20 protein-coding genes are annotated in these 20,457 nt (G+C 59.2%); 13 read left to right on the forward strand and 7 right to left on the reverse strand.

Annotation, left to right across the window (positions count from 1 at the left end; translation table 11 throughout):
* Window positions 1-134: 134 nt before the first annotated feature.
* The 3 genes from ACRZ95_RS04235 to dctP are packed head-to-tail and all read right to left on the reverse strand — an operon-like array spanning window position 135 to window position 3,246.
* On the reverse strand, window positions 135-1,538 hold the full coding sequence (locus ACRZ95_RS04235; RefSeq protein WP_170376654.1) for a TRAP transporter large permease: 1,404 nt from the start codon (window positions 1,536-1,538) through the stop codon (window positions 135-137).
* A gap of 3 nt (window positions 1,539-1,541) precedes the next feature.
* Window positions 1,542-2,171 carry a TRAP transporter small permease gene (locus tag ACRZ95_RS04240; RefSeq protein ID WP_170469828.1) on the reverse strand — a complete coding sequence of 210 codons (630 nt, stop codon included), beginning with the start codon at window positions 2,169-2,171 and terminating at the stop codon, window positions 1,542-1,544.
* Window positions 2,172-2,229: 58 nt separating this feature from the next.
* Complete coding sequence (gene dctP / locus ACRZ95_RS04245) at window positions 2,230-3,246, reverse strand: TRAP transporter substrate-binding protein DctP (RefSeq protein ID WP_170551300.1); 1,017 nt, start codon at window positions 3,244-3,246, stop codon at window positions 2,230-2,232.
* A gap of 416 nt (window positions 3,247-3,662) precedes the next feature.
* Between dctP and acs the strand changes: the two genes are divergently transcribed.
* The 8 genes from acs to ACRZ95_RS04285 all read left to right on the forward strand — a co-directional run bounded on the left by acs (window position 3,663) and on the right by ACRZ95_RS04285 (window position 13,118).
* Window positions 3,663-5,627 carry an acetate--CoA ligase gene (gene acs / locus ACRZ95_RS04250; RefSeq protein ID WP_170677716.1) on the forward strand — a complete coding sequence of 655 codons (1,965 nt, stop codon included), beginning with the start codon at window positions 3,663-3,665 and terminating at the stop codon, window positions 5,625-5,627.
* Between the two features lie 7 nt (window positions 5,628-5,634).
* Window positions 5,635-6,318: an adenylate kinase gene (locus ACRZ95_RS04255; protein WP_170677855.1), complete on the forward strand. Its 684-nt coding sequence runs from the start codon at window positions 5,635-5,637 to the stop codon at window positions 6,316-6,318.
* Between the two features lie 181 nt (window positions 6,319-6,499).
* Window positions 6,500-6,784, forward strand: coding sequence for a DUF4212 domain-containing protein (locus tag ACRZ95_RS04260; protein WP_170376639.1), 285 nt, complete (start codon window positions 6,500-6,502; stop codon window positions 6,782-6,784).
* A 15-nt stretch (window positions 6,785-6,799) separates the two neighbouring features.
* Complete coding sequence (locus ACRZ95_RS04265) at window positions 6,800-8,584, forward strand: sodium:solute symporter family protein (RefSeq protein WP_170551306.1); 1,785 nt, start codon at window positions 6,800-6,802, stop codon at window positions 8,582-8,584.
* Between the two features lie 102 nt (window positions 8,585-8,686).
* A complete protein-coding gene (locus ACRZ95_RS04270) occupies window positions 8,687-10,510 on the forward strand; it encodes a DUF294 nucleotidyltransferase-like domain-containing protein (protein ID WP_170677715.1) in 1,824 nt (607 codons plus the stop codon).
* An 84-nt stretch (window positions 10,511-10,594) separates the two neighbouring features.
* Window positions 10,595-11,113: a hypothetical protein gene (locus ACRZ95_RS04275; protein ID WP_170677713.1), complete on the forward strand. Its 519-nt coding sequence runs from the start codon at window positions 10,595-10,597 to the stop codon at window positions 11,111-11,113.
* A 2-nt stretch (window positions 11,114-11,115) separates the two neighbouring features.
* A complete protein-coding gene (locus ACRZ95_RS04280; RefSeq protein WP_170677711.1) occupies window positions 11,116-12,528 on the forward strand; it encodes an exonuclease domain-containing protein in 1,413 nt (470 codons plus the stop codon).
* Window positions 12,529-12,617: 89 nt separating this feature from the next.
* Entirely contained in the window at window positions 12,618-13,118 is a 501-nt protein-coding gene (locus tag ACRZ95_RS04285) for a flavin reductase family protein (protein ID WP_170677709.1), read from the forward strand.
* 6 nt (window positions 13,119-13,124) lie between these two features.
* On the opposite strand, the gene ACRZ95_RS04290 is transcribed toward ACRZ95_RS04285, so the two are convergent.
* Genes ACRZ95_RS04290 through ACRZ95_RS04300 form a run of 3 tightly spaced genes read right to left on the reverse strand, consistent with a single transcriptional unit; the run spans window position 13,125 to window position 15,357 of the window.
* On the reverse strand, window positions 13,125-13,604 hold the full coding sequence (locus tag ACRZ95_RS04290; RefSeq protein WP_170677707.1) for a DUF6505 family protein: 480 nt from the start codon (window positions 13,602-13,604) through the stop codon (window positions 13,125-13,127).
* On the reverse strand, window positions 13,604-14,299 hold the full coding sequence (locus ACRZ95_RS04295) for a biotin/lipoate--protein ligase family protein (RefSeq protein ID WP_170677705.1): 696 nt from the start codon (window positions 14,297-14,299) through the stop codon (window positions 13,604-13,606). The genes ACRZ95_RS04290 and ACRZ95_RS04295 overlap by 1 nt, the downstream gene beginning before the upstream one ends.
* Window positions 14,296-15,357, reverse strand: a complete 1,062-nt coding sequence (locus ACRZ95_RS04300; protein WP_170677704.1) for an Mrp/NBP35 family ATP-binding protein — start codon at window positions 15,355-15,357, stop codon at window positions 14,296-14,298. Before ACRZ95_RS04300 ends, ACRZ95_RS04295 begins: the two co-directional genes overlap by 4 nt.
* A 108-nt stretch (window positions 15,358-15,465) precedes the next feature.
* Between ACRZ95_RS04300 and ACRZ95_RS04305 the strand changes: the two genes are divergently transcribed.
* A complete protein-coding gene (locus tag ACRZ95_RS04305; RefSeq protein ID WP_170677701.1) occupies window positions 15,466-16,194 on the forward strand; it encodes a hypothetical protein in 729 nt (242 codons plus the stop codon).
* Here the strand turns inward: ACRZ95_RS04305 and ACRZ95_RS04310 are convergent.
* Window positions 16,188-18,143 carry a 4Fe-4S binding protein gene (locus ACRZ95_RS04310; protein WP_170677699.1) on the reverse strand — a complete coding sequence of 652 codons (1,956 nt, stop codon included), beginning with the start codon at window positions 18,141-18,143 and terminating at the stop codon, window positions 16,188-16,190. The genes ACRZ95_RS04305 and ACRZ95_RS04310 overlap by 7 nt on opposite strands.
* Before the next feature lie 262 nt (window positions 18,144-18,405).
* On the opposite strand from ACRZ95_RS04310, the gene ACRZ95_RS04315 reads away from it, so the two are divergent.
* From ACRZ95_RS04315 to ACRZ95_RS04330, 4 genes are read left to right on the forward strand one after another with little or no spacing between them, the layout of a single operon-like run.
* Window positions 18,406-18,960, forward strand: a complete 555-nt coding sequence (locus ACRZ95_RS04315) for a DUF3305 domain-containing protein (protein ID WP_170677697.1) — start codon at window positions 18,406-18,408, stop codon at window positions 18,958-18,960.
* Window positions 18,957-19,529: a DUF3306 domain-containing protein gene (locus ACRZ95_RS04320; RefSeq protein WP_170677695.1), complete on the forward strand. Its 573-nt coding sequence runs from the start codon at window positions 18,957-18,959 to the stop codon at window positions 19,527-19,529. Before ACRZ95_RS04315 ends, ACRZ95_RS04320 begins: the two co-directional genes overlap by 4 nt.
* A gap of 3 nt (window positions 19,530-19,532) precedes the next feature.
* Window positions 19,533-20,144: a molecular chaperone TorD family protein gene (locus ACRZ95_RS04325; RefSeq protein WP_170376589.1), complete on the forward strand. Its 612-nt coding sequence runs from the start codon at window positions 19,533-19,535 to the stop codon at window positions 20,142-20,144.
* Between the two features lie 57 nt (window positions 20,145-20,201).
* Window positions 20,202-20,390: a ubiquinol-cytochrome c reductase iron-sulfur subunit N-terminal domain-containing protein gene (locus ACRZ95_RS04330; RefSeq protein ID WP_170376587.1), complete on the forward strand. Its 189-nt coding sequence runs from the start codon at window positions 20,202-20,204 to the stop codon at window positions 20,388-20,390.
* Window positions 20,391-20,457 lie beyond the last annotated feature (67 nt).

Here is a 20,457-nt window from a genome sequence, read left to right on the forward strand (position 1 = left end):
CTTGTTTTTGCGGTACAGGCGGGGACGCCGATGACCGCGCCAGGTGAAGCTCTCTGACGTTGACGTTGGAGAGCGGATCCCTGCTTCATCTGGCTAAAAATATCCCGGAGCGCGAGGCAGAGCCTCGCAAACTCCTAGCCAGCCAAAGACGGCAAGTAGAGAACGATGCCCGGAAATGCCACTAGAAGCGCGATCGTGGCGGCGTCTGCCAGGAAGAACGGGGTGACCCCCTTGAAAACATCCTGAACGCTCAGGTCTGGCCGTACCCCAGCGACCACAAAGCAGTTCAGACCAATGGGTGGCGTGATCAGGCAGAATTCAGCCATTTTCACCACCAATATCCCAAACCAGATCGCGCACATTGGGCCGGACATGCCAAAAGCGCTGTCTGCGGCGCTGACGGTTTCCCCTCCGTTCAGGGCCATAACAGCGGGATAGACGACGGGTAATGTCAGCAGCAACATCCCGATGGCATCCATGAACATCCCCAACACGGCATAGGCCAGAAGGATGCAGATCAGGATCAGCATCGGCGACATCTCAAGCGAAGTGATCCAATCCGAGAATGCACCCGGAAGGTCTGCAAAGCCCAGGAACCGCACGTAGATCAGTACGCCCCAGATGATAGAGAAGATCATGGCCGTCAGCTTCGCTGTCTCTAACAGAGCCGATTTGAATTCAGGCCAGCGCATGCCATGAACCAGGGCGAAACAGAAGACGATGAACGCGCCTATGGCCCCGCCTTCGGTTGGGGTGCCCCAAGCCTGTTCGCCGAATGGGTTGTAGACGAAACAGATGATGATCAGGATGACGGCAACGATCGGGATCGCCCCAGGAAGCGCTTGGAACCGCTGTTTCCAAGTGAAACCGGTGACAGGAGGGCCAACGGATTTGAACACAACCGCGATACCGACAATGAGCAAGCCATAGATCACGGCAGAAAACGCTCCGGGAATGAAGCCCGCCAGCAGCAGCTTGCCGACGTCCTGTTCAACGATGATGGCATAGATCACAAGGATGGCTGACGGCGGGATCAGCGAGGCCAGCGTCCCCCCAGCAGCGACAACGCCTGCGGCGAAGCGCTTGTTGTAGCCAACGCTCAGCATCTCGGGAATCGCGATCCGGGCAAACACAGCCGAGGTGGCGACCGAGGCACCAGAAACGGCGGCAAACCCTGCCGTGGCGAATATGGTGGAGACCGCGAGGCCTCCGGGAACCCAAGCGATCCATCGTTTAGCCGCTTCGAATAGCGCGCGCGTCAGGCCCGCGTAGTAGGCAAGGTAGCCGATCAGAATGAAGGTCGGGATCAGGCTAAGCGTATGGGCGGCGACCTTTGAATGGGGCACCTGCCCTGCTGTTTTGACCGCGACGGTGAGCGCTTTGCCAAACCGGTCGGGATCGTACCCGAACTTTGCCCAGAAAATCCAAACCAAGCCGAACAACCCTGCCAGACCTGCAGCAAAGGCCACTCGCATGCCCGTGACCACAAGGACCAGCAGCCCAGCCGTTACCCAAAGGCCGATGTCAATCGTGTCCATCTGTTAGTCCTGCCCTTCGAACTGCTCTGCCTCTGCAGCAGCCTGTGCGGCGGCGTCTTGGATCAAGGGCACAGCCACGGGGGCCTCAAGCCCAAGAACAAACGCGCGGCCATAGCCCCAGATCTGCAACACCAGCCGAAGTGACAAGACCGAGAACGCCACCGGGGCCAGCAGTTTCGCGGGCCAAAGCGGAATGCCTATGTCAATTGAGCTGTCGCGGCTCCACATCGGCGCGCCGAAATCAAAGGATCGGTCAAAATGGGACCAACTGCCCCAGACCAATGCCAGCATCAGGACAAGGATCAGGATGACCGAGATTAGCTCGAACAACCACAGCGCCCGTCCGTGCAGACGCGAGATCACAATGTCCATCCGGATATGGCCGCCATCGCGCTGCACGTAAGAGATGCCGAGAAAGGCGATCAGTGGCATCGCCTGTTCGATCCAGTCCACATAGCCCGGCAATGGTGCGTTCATTGCGTTGCGGCCGCTGACCGAGACAACGGCCAGGACCATCAGTCCAAAGACGGCTATTCCGCTGATCAAGGCGAGAGCCCGCTCTAACTTCAGCAAGTGCTGATCTATCTGGCTGAGGCGACTGCCATCTTCCAGCACCGTGGCCTGTCCCGCCATTCCGGTGATCCCCTTTGTCAAGAAAGGCCGGGCGCTAGGACGCGCCCGGCGAATGCGATCAGTTGCCGCCGCGCTGTTGCGTCAGCGTGGTCTGAACCAGATCGTAGAGGTCCTGCGCTGGCAGGCCTTGCGCGCTCATATCCGCAATCCACTGTTCGCGGATCGGATCGGCGGCCTTGGCGCGGAACTCTTCAATGACCGCGTCGTCGATCATTACCTTCTGCACACCCTTTTCTTCCAGGACGCTATCCCATTGCTCCAGAAGTCCAGCATAGTTGGCCAGATAGTGCGCAATGGCCTCATCAATTGAGCTATCAAGCGCTTCGCGGTGCTCAGGCGACAGCGCTTCATACGCGTCGATATTCGCAACCACCGGGCAATTTACGGTGCCGGGGTTGAGGTTTGCCGTCCACCAATCCGCTTCATTGATCGTGCCAAAGGACAGGTGCGCGTGCTGTGCGAAGGCGACCGTATCGACCACACCGGATTCCATGGCGTTAAACGCCTCAGTCGCAGGGACAGAGGTTGGGACACCGCCCACGGCCTCAAACGCTTTGCCCAGACCACCTGTTGCGCGGACGCGCATTCCTTCGAACGCGGCCAGATTATCGCGTGGATCGCCGGTACCGACCAGATTGTACTGCGGCATGGGCGAGGTCATCAGAATGCGCGCATTCCATTGCGCCATCTCATCAGCCACCGCTGGGTGATCATAGACCGCATGGCTGACGGCAACCTCTTCTTCCAGATTGTTCACGCCCAGAAACGGCAGCTCCAGCACCGTAATCGCGCGGTTCTTGTCGCGGTGATAGCCCGCACAGAACTGCGCAATCTCGAATGCGCCGATCTCGATGCCATCCAGGTTCTCGCGCGGCTTCGACAGGCCGCCATAGCTGACATTGATCGTGAACTCTCCACCGGTTTTTTCCGAGACCAGCTCGGCCAGTTTTTCGACATGTTCAGTAAAGGCGCGGCGCTTGCCCCAGACCGAGGCGTTCCATTCGGTGGCTGCGGCCTCGGACACGAAGGCAACGCCAAGGGCGGCGACGGCGGCACCGCTCAGCATCTTTTTCATAATATCTTCTCCCTTTGATGCGCCCCCTCCCGAGGCGCTTGGAAAGATGCTAGCGCCAACATGTATATGTGCCAACCCCTGCTTCCTGATAGGTGATTTTCAAGCACATCTTTTGACTCTTGTTGTTCGACGACATAGCTGCGGATCACCACGGAAACGCCCCTCTTGGGCCGATCAAAAAAATTACATCTTTACTGTTGTTTTTTCACGTTATTTTTCAGAAAGTCGAAATTTTTTGACTAATTTACTTCGTTCGGAAAAATTTCTTTACAAACAAATCCAAGGAATACGGCAATTTATTTCATTATTTTCTGAACCCGGCCATACTTCGATTGGGGAGGAACGGGATCGACAATGCCCAAATAACGAGCAAGACACGTCCCATAGTTATCCAGCCTAGAGGGAGGAGCCTCAACATGACCACCGCTGCCCAGGCAGATGCCAAGACCTATCCGCCAACCGCAGAGACCGTTGAGCGGGCGCATGTCGATGCCGCGAAATATGAAGAGATGTATTCTGCATCGGTAAATGACCCAGACGCGTTCTGGGGCGAACACGGCAAGCGGATCGACTGGATCAAGCCCTTTACGCAGGTCAAGGATGTCAACTACGATTTCGGCTCGGTCAAGATCAACTGGTACGCCGATGGCACTCTGAACGTCTCGGCCAACTGCCTGGATCGCCATCTGGAAACTCGCGGTGATCAGACCGCAATCATCTGGGAACCGGATGATCCAAATGACGCGGCCCAGCACATCACCTATGCCGAGTTGCACCGCCGCACCTGCCGCATGGCCAATATTCTGGAATCGATGGGCGTTCGTAAAGGTGATCGCGTCATCATCTACCTTCCGATGATCCCCGAAGCCGCCTATGCCATGTTGGCCTGCGCGCGCATCGGTGCGATTCATTCGATCGTTTTTGCAGGCTTCTCGCCTGACGCTCTGGCGGCCCGTGTTAACGGTTGCGACGCCAAAGTCGTCATCACTGCAGATGAAGCCCCGCGCGGCGGCCGCAAAACGCCGCTGAAATCGAACGCTGACGCGGCATTGCTGCACTGCAAGGACAGCGTAAAATGCCTGGTCGTCAAACGCACGGGTGGTCAGACCACTTGGATCGATGGTCGTGACTACGACTACAACGAAATGGCGCTTGAGGCCGATGACTATTGCGCCCCAGCCGAGATGAGCGCGGAAGACCCGCTGTTCATTCTGTACACATCGGGTTCGACCGGCCAGCCCAAAGGTGTGGTTCACACTACCGGCGGCTATCTGGTCTATGCCGCAATGACCCATGAGATCACCTTCGACTATCATGAAGGCGATGTGTACTGGTGTACGGCAGACGTGGGTTGGGTCACTGGCCACAGCTATATCGTTTATGGTCCGCTGGCCAATGGTGCCACAACCCTGATGTTCGAAGGCGTGCCTACCTACCCGGATGCAGGTCGTTTCTGGGAAGTTTGTGCCAAGCACAAGGTCAACCAGTTCTATACAGCCCCAACCGCGATCCGTGCCCTGATGGGACAAGGAAGTGAGTGGGTCGAAAAGCACGATCTCAGCGACCTCAAAGTTTTGGGTACCGTGGGTGAGCCAATCAACCCGGAAGCCTGGAACTGGTACAACGAGGTTGTCGGCAAGGGCAAATGCCCGATCGTCGATACGTGGTGGCAGACAGAAACCGGTGGTCACTTGATGACCCCCTTGCCCGGCGCGCATGCGATGAAGCCCGGCTCGGCGATGAAACCGTTCTTTGGCATCGAACCGGTGGTTTTGGACCCGCAATCCGGCGTCGAGATTGAAGGAAACGGTGTAGAAGGTGTTCTGTGCATCAAGGACAGCTGGCCCGGTCAAATGCGCACCGTCTGGGGCGATCATGAGCGGTTCGAGAAGACCTATTTCTCGGACTACAAAGGCTACTACTTCACCGGCGACGGCTGCCGTCGCGACGAAGGTGGTGACTACTGGATCACTGGCCGCGTCGATGACGTGATCAACGTCTCGGGCCACCGCATGGGCACCGCCGAGGTCGAAAGCGCGCTGGTCGCGCATGCCGCAGTGGCCGAGGCCGCCGTGGTGGGCTATCCCCATGAAATCAAAGGACAAGGCATCTATTGCTATGTCACTCTGATGAACGACCGTGAGCCTTCGGATGAGCTGTTGAAAGAGCTGCGCACCTGGGTTCGGACCGAGATCGGACCGATCGCCTCGCCTGACGTCATTCAGTGGTCCCCAGGTCTGCCCAAAACACGCTCGGGCAAGATCATGCGCCGTATCCTGCGCAAGATCGCCGAAAACGACTTTGGCTCGTTGGGCGATACGTCAACTCTGGCCGATCCGTCGGTCGTCGACGACCTGATCGCAAACCGAGCGAATAAGTGAGGGCATGATGGACGCTGCGACCATGACAACTCCTGCTGTTCTCATCCTTCTCGGCCCTCCGGGCGCCGGGAAGGGCACTCAGGCGCGCGTGCTGGAAGACAAGTTCGGTCTAGTGCAACTCAGCACCGGTGACCTTCTGCGTGCGGCTGTTGCCGCAGGCACCGATGCCGGAAAGGCGGCCAAAGCCGTGATGGAGGCCGGTGAACTGGTCAGCGACCAGATCGTCATCGACATCCTGCGTGACCGTATGGCGGAACCCGACTGTGCCAAAGGGGTCATTCTGGATGGCTTCCCCCGCACCACCGTTCAGGCCGAGGCGCTGGATGGTCTTCTGGCGGAAAAAGACCAGAAGATCAGCGCCGCGATCAGCCTAGAGGTGGAGGATGCCGAAATGGTGATCCGGATCTCGGGCCGTTACACCTGCGCCGGTTGCGGTGAAGGCTACCACGACACGTTCAAGAAACCGTCGGTCGACGGCACTTGCGACAATTGCGGCGGGACCGAATTCAAGCGCCGGGCCGATGACAACGCGGAAACCGTTGCCTCACGCCTCAGCGCCTATCACGCACAGACAGCCCCACTGATCACCTACTACGACGGTCAGAGCGTTCTGAAGCGGACGAACGCCATGGGCAAGATTGAAGACATCGCGCGCGACCTGGAGGACATCGTCGCCAGCGCGGTGAACTAAGGGAGGGAGACAGGCCGTAAGGCCTTGATCCTTAAACAGAATACTTCGATGAACCGCCTTGGCGGAACAGAGGAGTTTTGTCAGATGCCACGGGGTATCTGTCACATTCGAGAAGCGGTCCGGCGCGCTGGAGGAACGAAGCAAAGGACCGCCCAACGAGGAAGCGAAGGAGGAACCCGCAATGGCGGATCAATCTACCAACTCCGCGCAGACTGCCGAAGCCGATAAGGGCTATTGGCAGGCCAACCTGCGCCTCATCTACATCAGCCTCGCGATCTGGGCGCTGGTGTCGTTTGGATTCGGCATCCTGCTGCGTCCGCTGCTGTCCGGCATTTCTGTTGGCGGTACCGATCTGGGCTTTTGGTTCGCTCAGCAGGGATCAATCTTGGTCTTTCTGGTGCTGATCTTCAACTACGCCTGGCGCATGAACAAGCTAGACGCCGAACACGGCGTAGACGAAGAGTAAGGGAGAGCGGGGACAATGGATCAGTTTACCATCAACCTGCTGTTTGTTGGCGCATCCTTCGCGCTATACATCGGCATCGCGATCTGGGCCCGTGCGGGTTCCACATCTGAATTCTACGCTGCTGGTCGCGGCGTTCACCCGGTCACCAACGGTATGGCGACAGCCGCGGACTGGATGTCTGCGGCCTCGTTCATCTCGATGGCGGGCCTCATCGCCTTTACCGGCTATGACAACTCGACCTTCCTGATGGGTTGGACCGGTGGCTACGTGCTACTGGCTCTGCTGCTTGCGCCTTACCTGCGTAAGTTCGGCAAATACACCGTCTCGGAATTCATCGGCGACCGTTTCTACAGCCAGACTGCACGCGTCGTTGCCGTGATCTGTCTGATCGTTGCGTCGGTGACCTACGTGATCGGTCAGATGACCGGCGTTGGCGTGGCCTTTGGCCGCTTCCTTGAGGTTTCGAACACATCCGGTCTGCTGATCGGTGCTTGTGTCGTGTTTGCATACGCGGTGTTTGGCGGGATGAAGGGTGTGACCTATACCCAGGTTGCTCAGTACTGCGTGCTGATCACAGCCTACACCATCCCGGCGATCTTCATCTCGCTGCAGCTGACCGGCACGCCGATCCCTGCACTGGGTCTGTTCGGTGACACCGCAAGCGGTGAGCCTCTGCTGACCAAACTGGACGCCATCGTGACCGAGCTGGGCTTCAACGAATACACGGCCCACCACTCGAACACGCTGAACATGGTTCTGTTCACGCTGTCGCTGATGATCGGTACTGCGGGTCTGCCGCACGTCATCATGCGCTTCTTCACCGTTCCCAAAGTGTCTGACGCACGTTGGTCGGCTGGTTGGACGCTGGTCTTCATCGCGCTGCTGTACCTGACCGCCCCCGCGGTTGGCGCAATGGCCCGTCTGAACATCACCGACATGATGTGGCCCAATGGTGGCATCGAAGGTGGCGCAGTTTCGGTCGAGGAAATTGACAACGATCCGCGCTATGACTGGATGCAGACGTGGCAGAAAACTGGTCTTCTGGATTGGGAAGACAAGAACGGCGACGGCAAGATCCAGTACTACAACGACAAGTCCGAAGCGATGACTGCAATCGCGGAAGAAAAAGGCTGGGTCGGAAACGAGCTGACCAAGTTCAACCGTGACATCCTGGTTCTGGCCAACCCCGAAATCGCCAACCTGCCGGGTTGGGTGATCGGTCTGGTCGCTGCCGGTGGTCTTGCGGCTGCTCTGTCGACCGCTGCGGGCCTGTTGCTGGCGATCTCGTCGGCGGTGTCCCACGACCTTGTCAAAGGTGCGATCAATCCGCAGATCTCGGAAAAAGGTGAACTGCTGGCTGCGCGTATCGCAATGGCCGTAGCCATCCTGGTTGCAACCTATCTGGGTCTGAACCCACCGGGCTTTGCGGCACAAACTGTGGCCTTGGCCTTCGGTCTGGCAGCTGCCTCGATCTTCCCGGCGCTGATGATGGGGATCTTCTCGACCCGCATCAACAACACCGGCGCGGTTGCTGGTATGCTGGCTGGTCTGGTTGTCACTCTGGTCTATATCTTCCTGCACAAGGGCTGGTTGTTCATTCCTGGCACCAACTCGTTCACCGATGCTGATCCGCTTCTGGGTCCGATCAAGTCGACCTCGTTCGGCGCCATCGGTGCAATGATCAACTTCGCAGTTGCGTATGTTGTTGCCGGCATGACCAAAGAGACTCCGCAGGAGATCAAAGATCTGGTCGAAAGCGTACGCATTCCCCGTGGTGCGGGTGCAGCTCAGAACAAATGAGCTTGATGCGGCCTGAGGTTCTTGCCATTGGCCGCGTCTTTCGATCCACTACTCCCGTCCGGCACACCACCGGGCGGGATTTTTGTTCCACGGAGTATTTAGATGCCCCTGTCCCATGACCAGATCACCCGGTTTCTGGAATCCGTACATCCTTATGACGCCCTGCCCGCCGACGTACTGGATGAAGTCGCCAAACAGATCGAGGTCTGGGAGGTTGATGAGGACTACCCTGTTTACGATCTGGGCCATAAACTGCCCGGCGTATTCGTGATCTATGAAGGACAGGTTGAAATCACGGATGAGAACGACGAGGTCGTTTCGCATCTGGGCTTGCGCAATTCCTTTGGTGAACGCGGGCTTCTGAAAGACGGCAAAGCCGCGACCAAAGCACGCGCCCATACCCCATCTGTGCTGATCGTACTGCCACCTGAACTGGTGCGAGAGTTGATCGACAACCATGATGTGGTCTCGAAGTTCTTCGATCGCTCTCGCGGGGGCCGCAGCGGTCCGCAGAGTTTGGCGACCAGTGCCATTGACGTTCTAATGGCGCACAATCCGGCCACCTGCCCGCCCGCGACGCCGGTTCGCGACGCCGCGCGCCTGATGCGCGACAAAGGGATTTCATCGCTATGCGTGACAGAGGCCAACGATCTGGTAGGCATCGCCACCTTGCGTGACATCTCAGGCAAGTTTGTTGCCGATGCGATGCCCACGGATACTCCAATCTCACGGATTATGACGCCGAACCCAACCACCCTATCGCCATCTGACATCGGGTCCGATGTGCTGCACGTCATGATGGAGCGCGGGATCGGCCACATCCCGATTTGCGAGAGCGGCCGTCTAGTCGGGGTCGTCACTCAGACAGACCTGACCCATTATCAGGCCGTGAACTCGGCCGAACTTGTTCGCCGAATTGCCCATGCCGACACTGCCGAGGAAATGGCCAAGGTCACGGCAGAAATCCCTCAGCTGCTGGTGCAGCTGGTCGCCGGCGGCAACCGGCATGAAATCGTAACACGGCTGATAACGGATATTGCAGACACGGCCACACGTCGGCTGCTGAGCCTCGCCGAAGCCAAACTGGGGCCGCCACCGGTGCCATACCTGTGGCTGGCGTGCGGCTCGCAAGGACGGCAGGAACAGACAGGTGTGTCCGATCAGGACAACTGCCTAATACTGGACGATGCGGCGACCGAAGACGACATGGCCTATTTCACGCAACTGGCCAAATATGTCTCGGACGGGCTGGATACCTGCGGCTATTTCTACTGCCCCGGTGACATGATGGCGACCAATCCGCGCTGGTGTCAGCCGCTGCATGTCTGGCGCGACTATTTCAACGGGTGGATCGCAAAACCGAACCCCGAAGCGCAGATGCTGGCCTCGGTCATGTTTGACCTACGCCCTATCGGCGGCGCGTTCGAGCTGTTCGCCGATCTTCAGGCCGACACCCTGAACGCCGCCAATGCGAATTCGATTTTTGTCGCGCACATGATTTCGAACTCGCTGAAACACACGCCGCCGTTGGGTCTGTTGCGGGGGTTTGCCACCATCCGCTCGGGCGAGCATCGCAATACGCTGGATCTGAAACACAACGGCGTAGTACCCGTGGTTGATCTGGCGCGAATTTACAGCCTGCAGGGCAAACTGCCCGAGGCCAATACCCGCGCCCGCCTGAAAGCCGCCGAGGCCGCAGGAGTCCTAAGCCCGTCAGGTGCGCGTGATTTGCTGGATGCCTATGATCTGATTGCGGAAACCCGGCTGGAACATCAGGTCGCACTGGTCAAATCCGGGGAAAAACCCGACAATTACCTGCCACCTACAAACCTGTCGGACTTTGAGCGCAGCCACCTGAGGGACGCGTTTGTGGTTGTGAAAACCATGCAATCCGCTGTTGGTCATGGCAAGGGAATGCTGGGTTAGAAACGAGAGAACAGGATCGCCCTCGGCGACCGTATTTGAATTGAAAAGACTGGGCAAGGAACGCCCGAAGGGTGGAGAAGACCAATGTTTCTGGAATTGATCGGTACGATATTTGCGGGCTTTGCCTTTGCCGGGATCGTGCTGGTGCTAAACAAGCTGACCGGCGGACGGTTGCCCCGGTGGGCCACGCCGGTTGCAGCAGGGCTGGGTATGATCGGGATGACGATCGCCAGCGAATACTCGTGGTACGACCGCACTCGTGAAACGCTGCCCGACACTGTCAGCATCATCCAAGAGGTCGAAAGCCGCGCGATTTACCGCCCTTGGACCTATGCCGTGCCTTTCGTGGACAGATTCGCGGCCATCGACACCGACTCGGTGCGCAAGAACGAACAAGTGCCGGATGAACGGCTGGTCGAGCTCTATTTCTTTGGCCGCTGGGCACCGGTCTCGAAAGTCCCTGTGGTCGTAAACTGCGCCGAAAACCTGCGGGCCAATCTGGCCGACGGGGCCGAGTTTGGCGACGATGGCCGCGTTCTGAATGCCGACTGGATCAAAGCCGGGACCGGCGATCCGATCATCGAGGCCACCTGCGGAGTCTGATCATGCTGACCAAGTTGAGTCTGCGTCTGAGAATCTTTCTGTTCTTCTGCCTGTTAGCGGCTGGTGGGCTGGCGGTCAGCGCTCTGGCGCTTTGGTTCAGCTATGCCCGCGAGGGCAACCCCGCCCTTTTCGACCCGTTCCTTTTTGCCGGGATCGCGATTGCCTTTGGGCTGTTGGCCCTGATCGCCGGGGTCTGGTTGCTGTTTGACGACAACGTGGCAAAACCGATTGAGCGTCTGTCAGCCGAATTGCGCGCGCGCGCGCATGCCGGGGTCAGCAGCAACATGGATGTCCAAACGGCGAAATACTTGGGCGACCTTGCCCCGGCCGCGGCTGGGCTGGCGGATCAGCTATCGCACAAGACGCTCAGCGTGGCCGAGGCTGTCGCATCCGAGACCGCCCAGCTAGCTGCCGAAAAGAACAGGCTCACTGCCCTGTTGACCGAAATCCCGGTTGCGATGCTGCTTGCCAGCCCGAACCACAAGATCGTCCTCTATGATGCGCAAGCGGCCGAGGTTCTGGCCCAGATCGCACATCCGCGCCTGAACGCCGCGCTTGAGGACTATCTACAACCAGACGCGCTGTATGCCGCCTATTCGAAACTGGTCAAAACCGGTCAGGACGTCACCTGCACGTTGACCAGCATCGACGGAGCGCAGACTTACGCCGCGCGCGTAAAACCACTGGGAGATGCGCCCGGATACATGCTGATCTTCGACGACAGCGCGGCGCAGATCGCCCCGGACGCGGCGCGCCCACTAGTCTATGATTTCGATCTGTTGAACATGTCGGCCTCGGGTAGCTTCGAGGACCAAACGATTGAAGATCTGTGCTTTGTGGTCTTCGACACCGAAACCACCGGCCTGTTGCCGCACAAGGATGAGATCGTCCAGATCGGCGCTGTCCGGGTCGTGAAAGGTCGCATCGTCGAGGGCGAGCGGATCGACATGTTGGTCAATCCCGGTATCCCAATCCCAGCGGCCACAACCAAGGTTCACAAGGTCAGCGACCAGATGGTACAAGGCGCGCCCGACATTGGCGAGGCTGGCCGCATCTTTCACCAATTCGCTCGGGACGCGGTGATTGTTGCCCACAATGCGCCATTCGACATGGCATTCCTGCGCCGTCACGCCAAGCGGATGGGTGTTGAATGGGACCACCCAATTCTGGACACTGTGCTTCTGTCTGCTGTCCTGTTTGGCGCCAGCGAGACGCATACACTGGACGCGCTATGTGACCGTCTAGACGTAGAAATTCCCGAAGCGCTCCGTCACACGGCGCTAGGGGATGCGGTGGCCACGGCTGAGGCGCTTGTGCGGATGCTGCCCATGCTGAAAGCGCGGGAAATCACCACCTTCGGCGCAATCATCACCGAGACCCGCAAACATGGTCGCTTGTTGGAGGACCTGAACTGACCTAGTTTTTCAACGTGATGAACCAAAGTTACCATGGACAATACGGAACGGTCATGGCACCTGACGATCGGGCAGAGAACAGATGCGCAATGACCGAGAAGACTTTTATCCCGACCCCTGATCAAAGCACCGCGTTTCGTGAAGCGCTTGGGTGTTTCGGGACAGGTGTTACGGTCGTCACAACGCAGACGGCACTTGGGCCGCGCGCGATCACCGTGAACTCCTTCACCTCGGTTTCACTGGACCCACCGCTGGTTCTGTGGTGTTTGGCCAAGGATTCCAACCGGTTCGGCGCGTTTTCGGACTGCCAGCACTATTCCATCCATGTCATGGCACAAGAGCAGCAGGACCAAAGCCTGCGGTTCGCGCGCGACGGAGAAGACTTCTCTCATGCAGACTGGAGCGCAGATAATATGGGCCGGCCTCAACTCGCCGATTGCCTCGCACGGTTTGACTGCCATTTGCACGCCTGCCACGAAGCGGGCGATCACCTGATCATGGTTGGCCATGTGGATCAGGTCATGTACCGTACAGGCCAAGGCCTAATCTTCAAGCGCGGTCAGTTCGGCGGATTTGTCGACCTGATCTGACGGCCCTCAGTCGTCAAGCGAGCCGTGAACCGCTAGGGCGTCAAGCTGTGTTTCTTGCGGCGTGATCACGCGGAATGCTTCATGCACGCCGCTTTCGGTCAATTCACGCGCAACGGTTAGCATAGTGTTGGCGGCGTGCTCGTCGCATAGCTCGGACATATGGTCTATCTCCGATTGCGCCACACCCATCGCGGCTTCGACCGATGGTGCGCCGTAGAATTTCACGAAATGATCGGCCAGATTTTCAACGATCTGGTCCTTCTCCGCCGGTTCGATCTGGGTGACGGCAACAAAGGTTACACGGCCAAAGGTCTCCAACCCTAGCCAGCCATTGGCGAAGGCCTGTCGGGCTTTCCCTTCCAGATCGCCCTGCCCCCAGTTCGAAAACTCAAACCCACCCGAGATGCACCATTCCCCCGTGCGCGCAGGCGAGTGGAACACGTTCATGTCGCTTTCGTCGAAGTGAATCGCGCGGGCCAGTTTCATCAGGTCGCCTCCAATAGGTCTGTGAGTGGGCGCAGGTGGGTCTCATCCTCGTCGCGGATCAACATGCCGAACCGCTCATCCGTGCCAAGGAACACGCCCTGCCCCTCGATCGGTTCTCCGACGCCGCGCAGAAGACCCAACCATTCGCCGTGTAGCGGCGCGTTGCCGTCCTCTGACCAGCGATTGAGCCAAGTCAGCATATGCCGTGACCAGCTTTCCACCAGTTGGGTTGTCGAAACGTCGGCGCAGCCCTCATCATAGAGCGCGGTGACATCCGGCGTTTGGCCGGGCGCGTCGCTGGTTTGCAGCAGTACCAATTCCCACCCGACGACCAGCCAGTCGGGTATCTGATCGGGATCGCTGGTCGACGCGGCAACATGGAAGTGCCCGCATTTTGCACCGTTCACGCAGATCAGGCCATCCCAGCCCAGATGCACCGCCACTTCTGGCGGTGCCAAGGCGCCCAGCGCGTTCTGAAACCCGACAGCGCAGAGCGGCAGCATCGCCATGGCGTCCTGCAAGGCGACCTCGGGCGCGAAAACAATGGCCGCGCGCAGGCGATCGGCCTGAATATTGTACACGACCGAGCCGGAATCGCAGCCCAGCGCCGCCATGGCTTGGGCCTTTTCGAACGGGTCTTCCCCACCCTTGGCGGGATGACCTGTCAACAGAGGGGGAAAGACCGGTTCGCTCATGCGTTGCCTTTGGCGATCAGGTCGCGCGCGATCTTGCGGAACGCGTCGGCCTGTGGGCTGTCGGGCTTGCTGACCACGATGGGCGCACCCCCGTCCGCGGCCAACCGGATATCCAGATGCAGCGGGATTTCACCCAAGAGCGGCACATCTAGAGCCTCGGCCTCGGAGGCGACACCGCCATGACCAAAGATATGCTCCTCATGCCCGCAGTTGGAACAGATATGGGTCGACATGTTTTCGATCATACCGAAGATCGGCGTCTTGAGCTGGTTGAACATGTCGATCCCCTTGCGGGCATCGATCAGCGCCACGTCCTGCGGGGTTGAGACAACGATTGCCCCATCCACCTGGAACTTCTGGCTGAGCGTCAGTTGCACGTCACCAGTGCCAGGCGGCAGGTCAACGATAAGCACATCCAACGCGCCCCATTGGACCTGGTTCATCATCTGCTGCAACGCACCCATCAGCATCGGGCCACGCCAAACGACGGCCTGACCTTCATTGGTCATTAGACCCATCGACATCATGGTCACGCCGTGATTGCGCAATGGCAGGATCGTCTTGCCGTCCGGGCTCGCCGGACGCCCCGAGACACCGAGCATCCGAGGCTGTGACGGCCCGTAGACATCCGCGTCCAACAGCCCGACACGCCGCCCCTCCGCCGCCAAGGCACAGGCGAGGTTTGCGGATACGGTGGACTTGCCGACCCCACCCTTGCCCGAGGCAACGGCGATAATACGATCCACACCAGGCAAAGCCTGCGGACCAGTCTGAGAGGGCTTTGGTTTTGGCTTCAGATCCGGTGGAGCCTTGTCGGAATGCGCGGTCATCATCGCCGACACTTTCGAAACACCCTCGACCGTCTGCGCGGCCTGCTCAGCGGCGGCGCGAACCGGCTCCATCCGCTCGGCCTGTTTGGGGTCGATCTCAAGTACGAAGCGCACGGTATCGCCTTCGACATTCAGGGCGCGCACAACGCCCGCGCTGACGATATCCTGACCGGAAACCGGGTCAGTGATCTTTTTCAAGTTTGCAAGAACCGCGTCACGGACACTCATGCCATCATCCCTATAACCTGCCCCATCGCATGGTTGCTTTTCATTGCATGTGTCTCCGTCTCTTTTCGTTCATTTGACGCATTTGCCTTTTGGCGATTAGGCTTGGGCATGCGCTTTTTCCTTTTGTGCCTCAGCCTGACGCTCTCCGCCACCCCTTCCAGGGCGCAAGACGCGATTGGCCTGGCCAGCCCGACCGAAGTTTCGAACTCGGGCCTTTTGCAACATATTCTTCCGCGCTTTTCACTCAAGACCGGGATACGGGTAATCAGCGATGCTGAGGGCGCTATGTCGTTGAATACCGGTGCCGAGGGCGATCCGGTTTTTGCGCGTGGCGAAATCGTCTATCACCTGCGCATTCAGGACGACCCGAAACAGGAGCGCTTTCGCGAATGGCTTTTTTCGGATATCGGCAAACGCACGATCGAAAGCTTTGCTCCGGATCAAGGCCTGCCCTTTAGCGCCAGTTTCGAGGTTGCCAGCGCCGAGGCCTCCGAAGTCATTGATGGCAATACCGCATTGGGTGAGGAGCTCTCGATGACCCATTGCGGACGCTGCCATGTAGTCGGCCCGAAGAACCGCATGAATGGGCTGGGCTCGACCCCCTCTTTCGCTGTGTTGCGAACGCTGCCTGATTGGGATGAGAGGTTTCAGGCCTTCTTCGCCTTGAACCCTCACCCGGCCTTTACGCAGATCGAAGGCCTCACGCCCCCCTTCGATCCCTCGCGTCCGTCGCCGATACACCCTGTTGAGATGACGCTGGACGATCTGGACGCCATTCTGGCTTTTGTCTCGGTCATCAGCGCAGCCGATCTGGGCGCGCCGCTGCAGCATCAATGATCCTTCCTTTTTGAGAAATAGTCATCCGTCGTCACAACCTTGGGCCGCGGCTTGGACTGGAACGGATTGTCCTGCATGTTGAACTGCGCGCCCACCCGGCAATTGTCGCACATCTGGATCATCCGCGCCTGCTCGGACGAGGCAAACATCGGGTGTATCCCCGACAGCTTCTCCATCACCCGCTCCACCGTTGACTTCACGCCAAACGGGGCACCGCATTCGACGCATTCAAAGGGCTCTTCCTCGTTCAACACCTGCTGAGACAACGCGGCATCGCTCAGGTCCAGTTGGGGAACCAGCGCGATGGCATCTTCGGGGCAGATGTTTCGGCACAGACCGCATTGCAGACAAGCGTCCTGCTGGAAGTTCAGCTGAGGTTTATCCGGGTTGTCGATCAAGGCCCCCGAAGGGCAGAGCGACACACAGCTGAGGCAAAGCGTACACGCATCCGTATCCACCGCGACGGCCCCATAGGGTGCACCCTGTGGCACAGCCAAAGGCTCCTCGGCCTTAGGGTTCAAAGCCTGCGCCGCTAACCGGGCGATTTGTCGACGGTTGCCCAGCGGCAGAACCGGATCGGTCAGCGCCGCAGGTACGTCTTGCGCATAAAGCAGATCACTCATCGCATCCGGGTCGGCCTCATCAATTAGACCAAGACCCGCATCCTGCGCGATCGCCTGTGCAAGCTCCAGCTCGCGGTCCAGCGCGTCCCGCTCGGTCGTGGGGGCCAGCAGGATGTCGACCCTAGCAAAGCCGTGGGCCAAAGCGGCCAGCATCTCGGCGTGGCCGAAACCGGAAATCACACTCAACTCCATCGGAATGACATCGGCGGGAAGTCCACGTCCGAACCGCGCGGCAAGTCGGATCATCTCGGCGCCGTGGGCGTCATGCACCAGCAGACGCGGCGCAGAGCCTCCGGCCCGGCGATAAGTCCGGGCCAGGACATGCATGCGCGACAGCACCGCCGACACAGGCGGGTCTTCATAGGTGATCGCGGTCGAGGGGCACAGTGCAGCGCAAGCCCCACAGCCCGCACAGATCATGGGATCTATGGCAACATGCTCTCCGGCGGGCGTGATGGCCCCGGTCGGGCAGATATCGAGGCAATTGGTACAGGCCACCTGCTCGGCCCGCGAATGGGCACACAGAGTTTCCTCAAGCCGTACATAGAGGGGTTTTTCGAACGTCCCAACCAGCTGCGCTGCATCAAACGCCAGTTTGGAGACGGCCAGTGGGTCGCGCGGGTCAGCCCGCAGATAACCCTCTCGCTTGGCCGGAGCTTGAACCAGTGGCGTGTCTCCGGTCACATCAATCAGGATGTCACAGGCCGACTGCGCCCCGTCGCGCGGATCGGTCCAGCCAAATGCGCCACGACCACCGGGCGCGATCTGCTGCAACCCGTCGATCCGCAGGGCAAACCCGCCCAATGCGCCCGAAACCAAGCGAACTTGCCCACGTGCAACATCAAAGGTGCGGCTGATGGGCGAGGTCTCATCTCCCGTCACAACAGTCACCGCCAGCGTGGTTGCCAAACGCTCGGCCAGATCAAAGGCGACCTCGGCCGGGCCAACGATGCAACAGGTCCCCTCGCTGATCACATCAACACTGGGCGAGATGGGCATGGGCGCCAACGCCTCAGCCGCCAGGGCTGCCATCTTCGGGGCCGCATCGCCAGATTGGTCAGACCAGCCTGCGCGGTCCCTCAGATCAACAAAGGCGGGTGGCTCAACCTCAAGATCCTCGGCCAGATCGCGAAACACCTCCTGCTCTTGCCCGCAGGCAATCAGCAGTTGGTCATCCCCCTTCATAAAGTCAGCAACAACACCCAGTTCACGCGTGCAAAGGGCGGTGTGCGTTTTGCTGCACTCCAGCTCGGTGGCCGCGCCGATACGGTCGGCATCCACCTGCTGCGAGCCTTCGCAGTTACAAAGAATAAGTTTGGTGGCCATGTCCCTCCCCCGGACAGCTTCCTGACTTGTTACCTTAGATGGTATCGCTCGGCTGGCAATCCAGTCTTTGTCAAACACCAAGGATCGCAAACTAAATTCTTTGGGAGCGCCTGTTTTTCCTGACACAAACGCTCGGAATTTCACTTGTTAAACTTTAGTCGTACAGGAGGTTTTTCACGCGATTGAGACTTGGCAGAGCCGCCCTATGTGTACCATAGTAGACTTAGGGTAAGGCAGGGGAGAGCCTTACGGGGAGGAGCCAGTGGCCAAGGCCGCAAGCCGTATTGAAATGCCTGTTGGCGTCATCGTGCGCAAAACACCTGGGGTGACTCGCTGGGCGAAGTGGAACTGGCGCGCGGTTGCCGTGCTGCCCGGTGCCGCCCCGGCCGACTGGGTCGAGCTTCGGCGCGAAGGCGATGCGGTGGAATACCACGCCGCCACTCTACCCCTGAACCTCTGGGCCGATGAGACCGAAGCTTACATGGTCAATCTCTCCGATGGGCAGCCTTCCGTCTATCTGGTTCTTCGCAATGATCTGGACGGCAACCGCCCGATGGATGCGGCGTTGATCACCGCCTCTCCGTTCGAGGGGCAGGATTATGCAGATACCGGCGAAGAGATCGTTGAGAAAATCCCCATGACCGAAGGCCTGATCGCTTGGGTTCGGGATTTCACCTTCGAACACCACCGGGATGAGGTTTTCATCAAACGCCGTCGTGACAAGAAACGCACGGACCTTGTGGAGGACGGCAAGGGGGATGCGCGTATTCGGCAGACCTCGGACGTGTACCGCGCACCGAGGAAGGTGTTGCAATGACCCAACCCCGCGATTTCTGGTCCCGCCGCAAGGCAGCAGTTCAGGCCGAAACCGAGGCCGAAGCAATCGCGGCGGAACAACAAACCATTGCGGCGCAACAGGCCGAGTTGGAAGAAAAGAGCGACGCCGAAATTCTGGCCGAGTTCAACTTGCCCGACCCCGATCAGTTGCAAGTTGGCGATGATGTGTCGGGCTTCATGGCCAAGGCAGTCCCCGACCGCTTGCGCCGCCGCGCCCTGCGTCGGTTGTGGCGGCTGAACCCGGTGCTGGCCAACGTGGATGGGCTGGTTGACTATGGCGAGGACTATACCGATGCCGCCTGTGTAATCGAAAACCTCCAAACCGCCTATCAGGTCGGCAAAGGGATGTTGGCGCATATTGAGGCTTTGGCAGCCGAAGAGGATGAGCCTGAAATCGACACCCCCGAGCCTGTCGAGGAAGAAGAACCTGTCACCCTCGCCGAACCTGAACCAGCGCCGGAACCGATGGCTCTAGCTGATGCGGAAGAGCCCGAGGACGAACCATATACCCCGGCCCCGCGCCGCATGAGATTTGAATTCGAAGGATAACGGATGACCGCAAGCAACGCGCAACACATGGATATCTCAGCCGAGGATCGGCTGCGCGCGGATTTCTACAACTTTCTGGGCCTGCTGCTGGCTGGCCCGCCGGATCAATTGCTGTTGGATCAGATGGCGGGGCTAAGCGGCGATGACACTGATCTGGGCCAGGCCATTCAAGCCATGGCACGGGTGGCCAAGGTGACCAAACCCGCCGCCGCGGAACGCGAGTTCAACGCATTGTTCATCGGGTTGGGCCGTGGTGAGCTGCTGCCCTATGCCAGCTTTTACCTAACCGGGTTCCTGAACGAAAAACCTCTGGCTCAGTTGCGCAATGATATGGCCGTGCGCGGCATTACCCGTGCCAAGAATGTGTTCGAGCCCGAAGATAACATCGCTTCGCTGATGGAGATTATGGCGGGCATGATCGTGGGCCGGTTCGGAACCGCTGCGTCGCTCGACGATCAAAAAGCGTTCTGGAACAAACATATCGGCCCTTGGGCCGCACATTTCTATTCGGATTTGGAAGCTGCCGAAGCTTCGGTTCTCTATGCCTCGGTCGGGACGGCCGGTCGGGTGTTCATGGAGATCGAGCGTGAGGCATTCCGAATGACGGCGGCATAACCCGCCACTCACCAGCGCCAAGAAGGCGCTAGATCGCAAATGGGAGAGGAGACACCCATGAGCAAGACCAAGGAAGAAGGCGCAACCCGCCGCGACTTCCTCAAACTGGCCGGAACCGCAGCGCCCGCTGCTGTCGCCGCCGCCAGCCTGAGCGGTCAAGCCGAAGCAGCCGAGCTGCCGACGGACGAGACCCGCATGCAGGACACCGCGCATACCCGCGCGTATCTGGAAAGCGCGCGCTTCTAAGCCGCCTCGACTGCGCCCGGCCTAGCCGCCGGACGATGTCATCTACCCGACGGACGGTTGCGATTGG

It is taken from the genome of Ruegeria sp. AI3, assembly GCF_056541245.1.

Bases quoted from the DNA above. Each gene is read 5' to 3' on its own strand.
- ACRZ95_RS04235 (WP_170376654.1), bottom strand. From the start codon at position 1,538: ATGGACACGATTGACATCGGCCTTTGGGTAACGGCTGGGCTGCTGGTC.
- ACRZ95_RS04240 (WP_170469828.1), bottom strand. From the start codon at position 2,171: ATGGCGGGACAGGCCACGGTGCTGGAAGATGGCAGTCGCCTCAGCCAG.
- dctP (WP_170551300.1), bottom strand. From the start codon at position 3,246: ATGAAAAAGATGCTGAGCGGTGCCGCCGTCGCCGCCCTTGGCGTTGCC.
- acs (WP_170677716.1), top strand. From the start codon at position 3,663: ATGACCACCGCTGCCCAGGCAGATGCCAAGACCTATCCGCCAACCGCA.
- ACRZ95_RS04255 (WP_170677855.1), top strand. From the start codon at position 5,635: ATGGACGCTGCGACCATGACAACTCCTGCTGTTCTCATCCTTCTCGGC.
- ACRZ95_RS04260 (WP_170376639.1), top strand. From the start codon at position 6,500: ATGGCGGATCAATCTACCAACTCCGCGCAGACTGCCGAAGCCGATAAG.
- ACRZ95_RS04265 (WP_170551306.1), top strand. From the start codon at position 6,800: ATGGATCAGTTTACCATCAACCTGCTGTTTGTTGGCGCATCCTTCGCG.
- ACRZ95_RS04270 (WP_170677715.1), top strand. From the start codon at position 8,687: ATGCCCCTGTCCCATGACCAGATCACCCGGTTTCTGGAATCCGTACAT.
- ACRZ95_RS04275 (WP_170677713.1), top strand. From the start codon at position 10,595: ATGTTTCTGGAATTGATCGGTACGATATTTGCGGGCTTTGCCTTTGCC.
- ACRZ95_RS04280 (WP_170677711.1), top strand. From the start codon at position 11,116: ATGCTGACCAAGTTGAGTCTGCGTCTGAGAATCTTTCTGTTCTTCTGC.
- ACRZ95_RS04285 (WP_170677709.1), top strand. From the start codon at position 12,618: ATGACCGAGAAGACTTTTATCCCGACCCCTGATCAAAGCACCGCGTTT.
- ACRZ95_RS04290 (WP_170677707.1), bottom strand. From the start codon at position 13,604: ATGAAACTGGCCCGCGCGATTCACTTCGACGAAAGCGACATGAACGTG.
- ACRZ95_RS04295 (WP_170677705.1), bottom strand. From the start codon at position 14,299: ATGAGCGAACCGGTCTTTCCCCCTCTGTTGACAGGTCATCCCGCCAAG.
- ACRZ95_RS04300 (WP_170677704.1), bottom strand. From the start codon at position 15,357: ATGAGTGTCCGTGACGCGGTTCTTGCAAACTTGAAAAAGATCACTGAC.
- ACRZ95_RS04305 (WP_170677701.1), top strand. From the start codon at position 15,466: ATGCGCTTTTTCCTTTTGTGCCTCAGCCTGACGCTCTCCGCCACCCCT.
- ACRZ95_RS04310 (WP_170677699.1), bottom strand. From the start codon at position 18,143: ATGGCCACCAAACTTATTCTTTGTAACTGCGAAGGCTCGCAGCAGGTG.
- ACRZ95_RS04320 (WP_170677695.1), top strand. From the start codon at position 18,957: ATGACCCAACCCCGCGATTTCTGGTCCCGCCGCAAGGCAGCAGTTCAG.
- ACRZ95_RS04325 (WP_170376589.1), top strand. From the start codon at position 19,533: ATGACCGCAAGCAACGCGCAACACATGGATATCTCAGCCGAGGATCGG.
- ACRZ95_RS04330 (WP_170376587.1), top strand. From the start codon at position 20,202: ATGAGCAAGACCAAGGAAGAAGGCGCAACCCGCCGCGACTTCCTCAAA.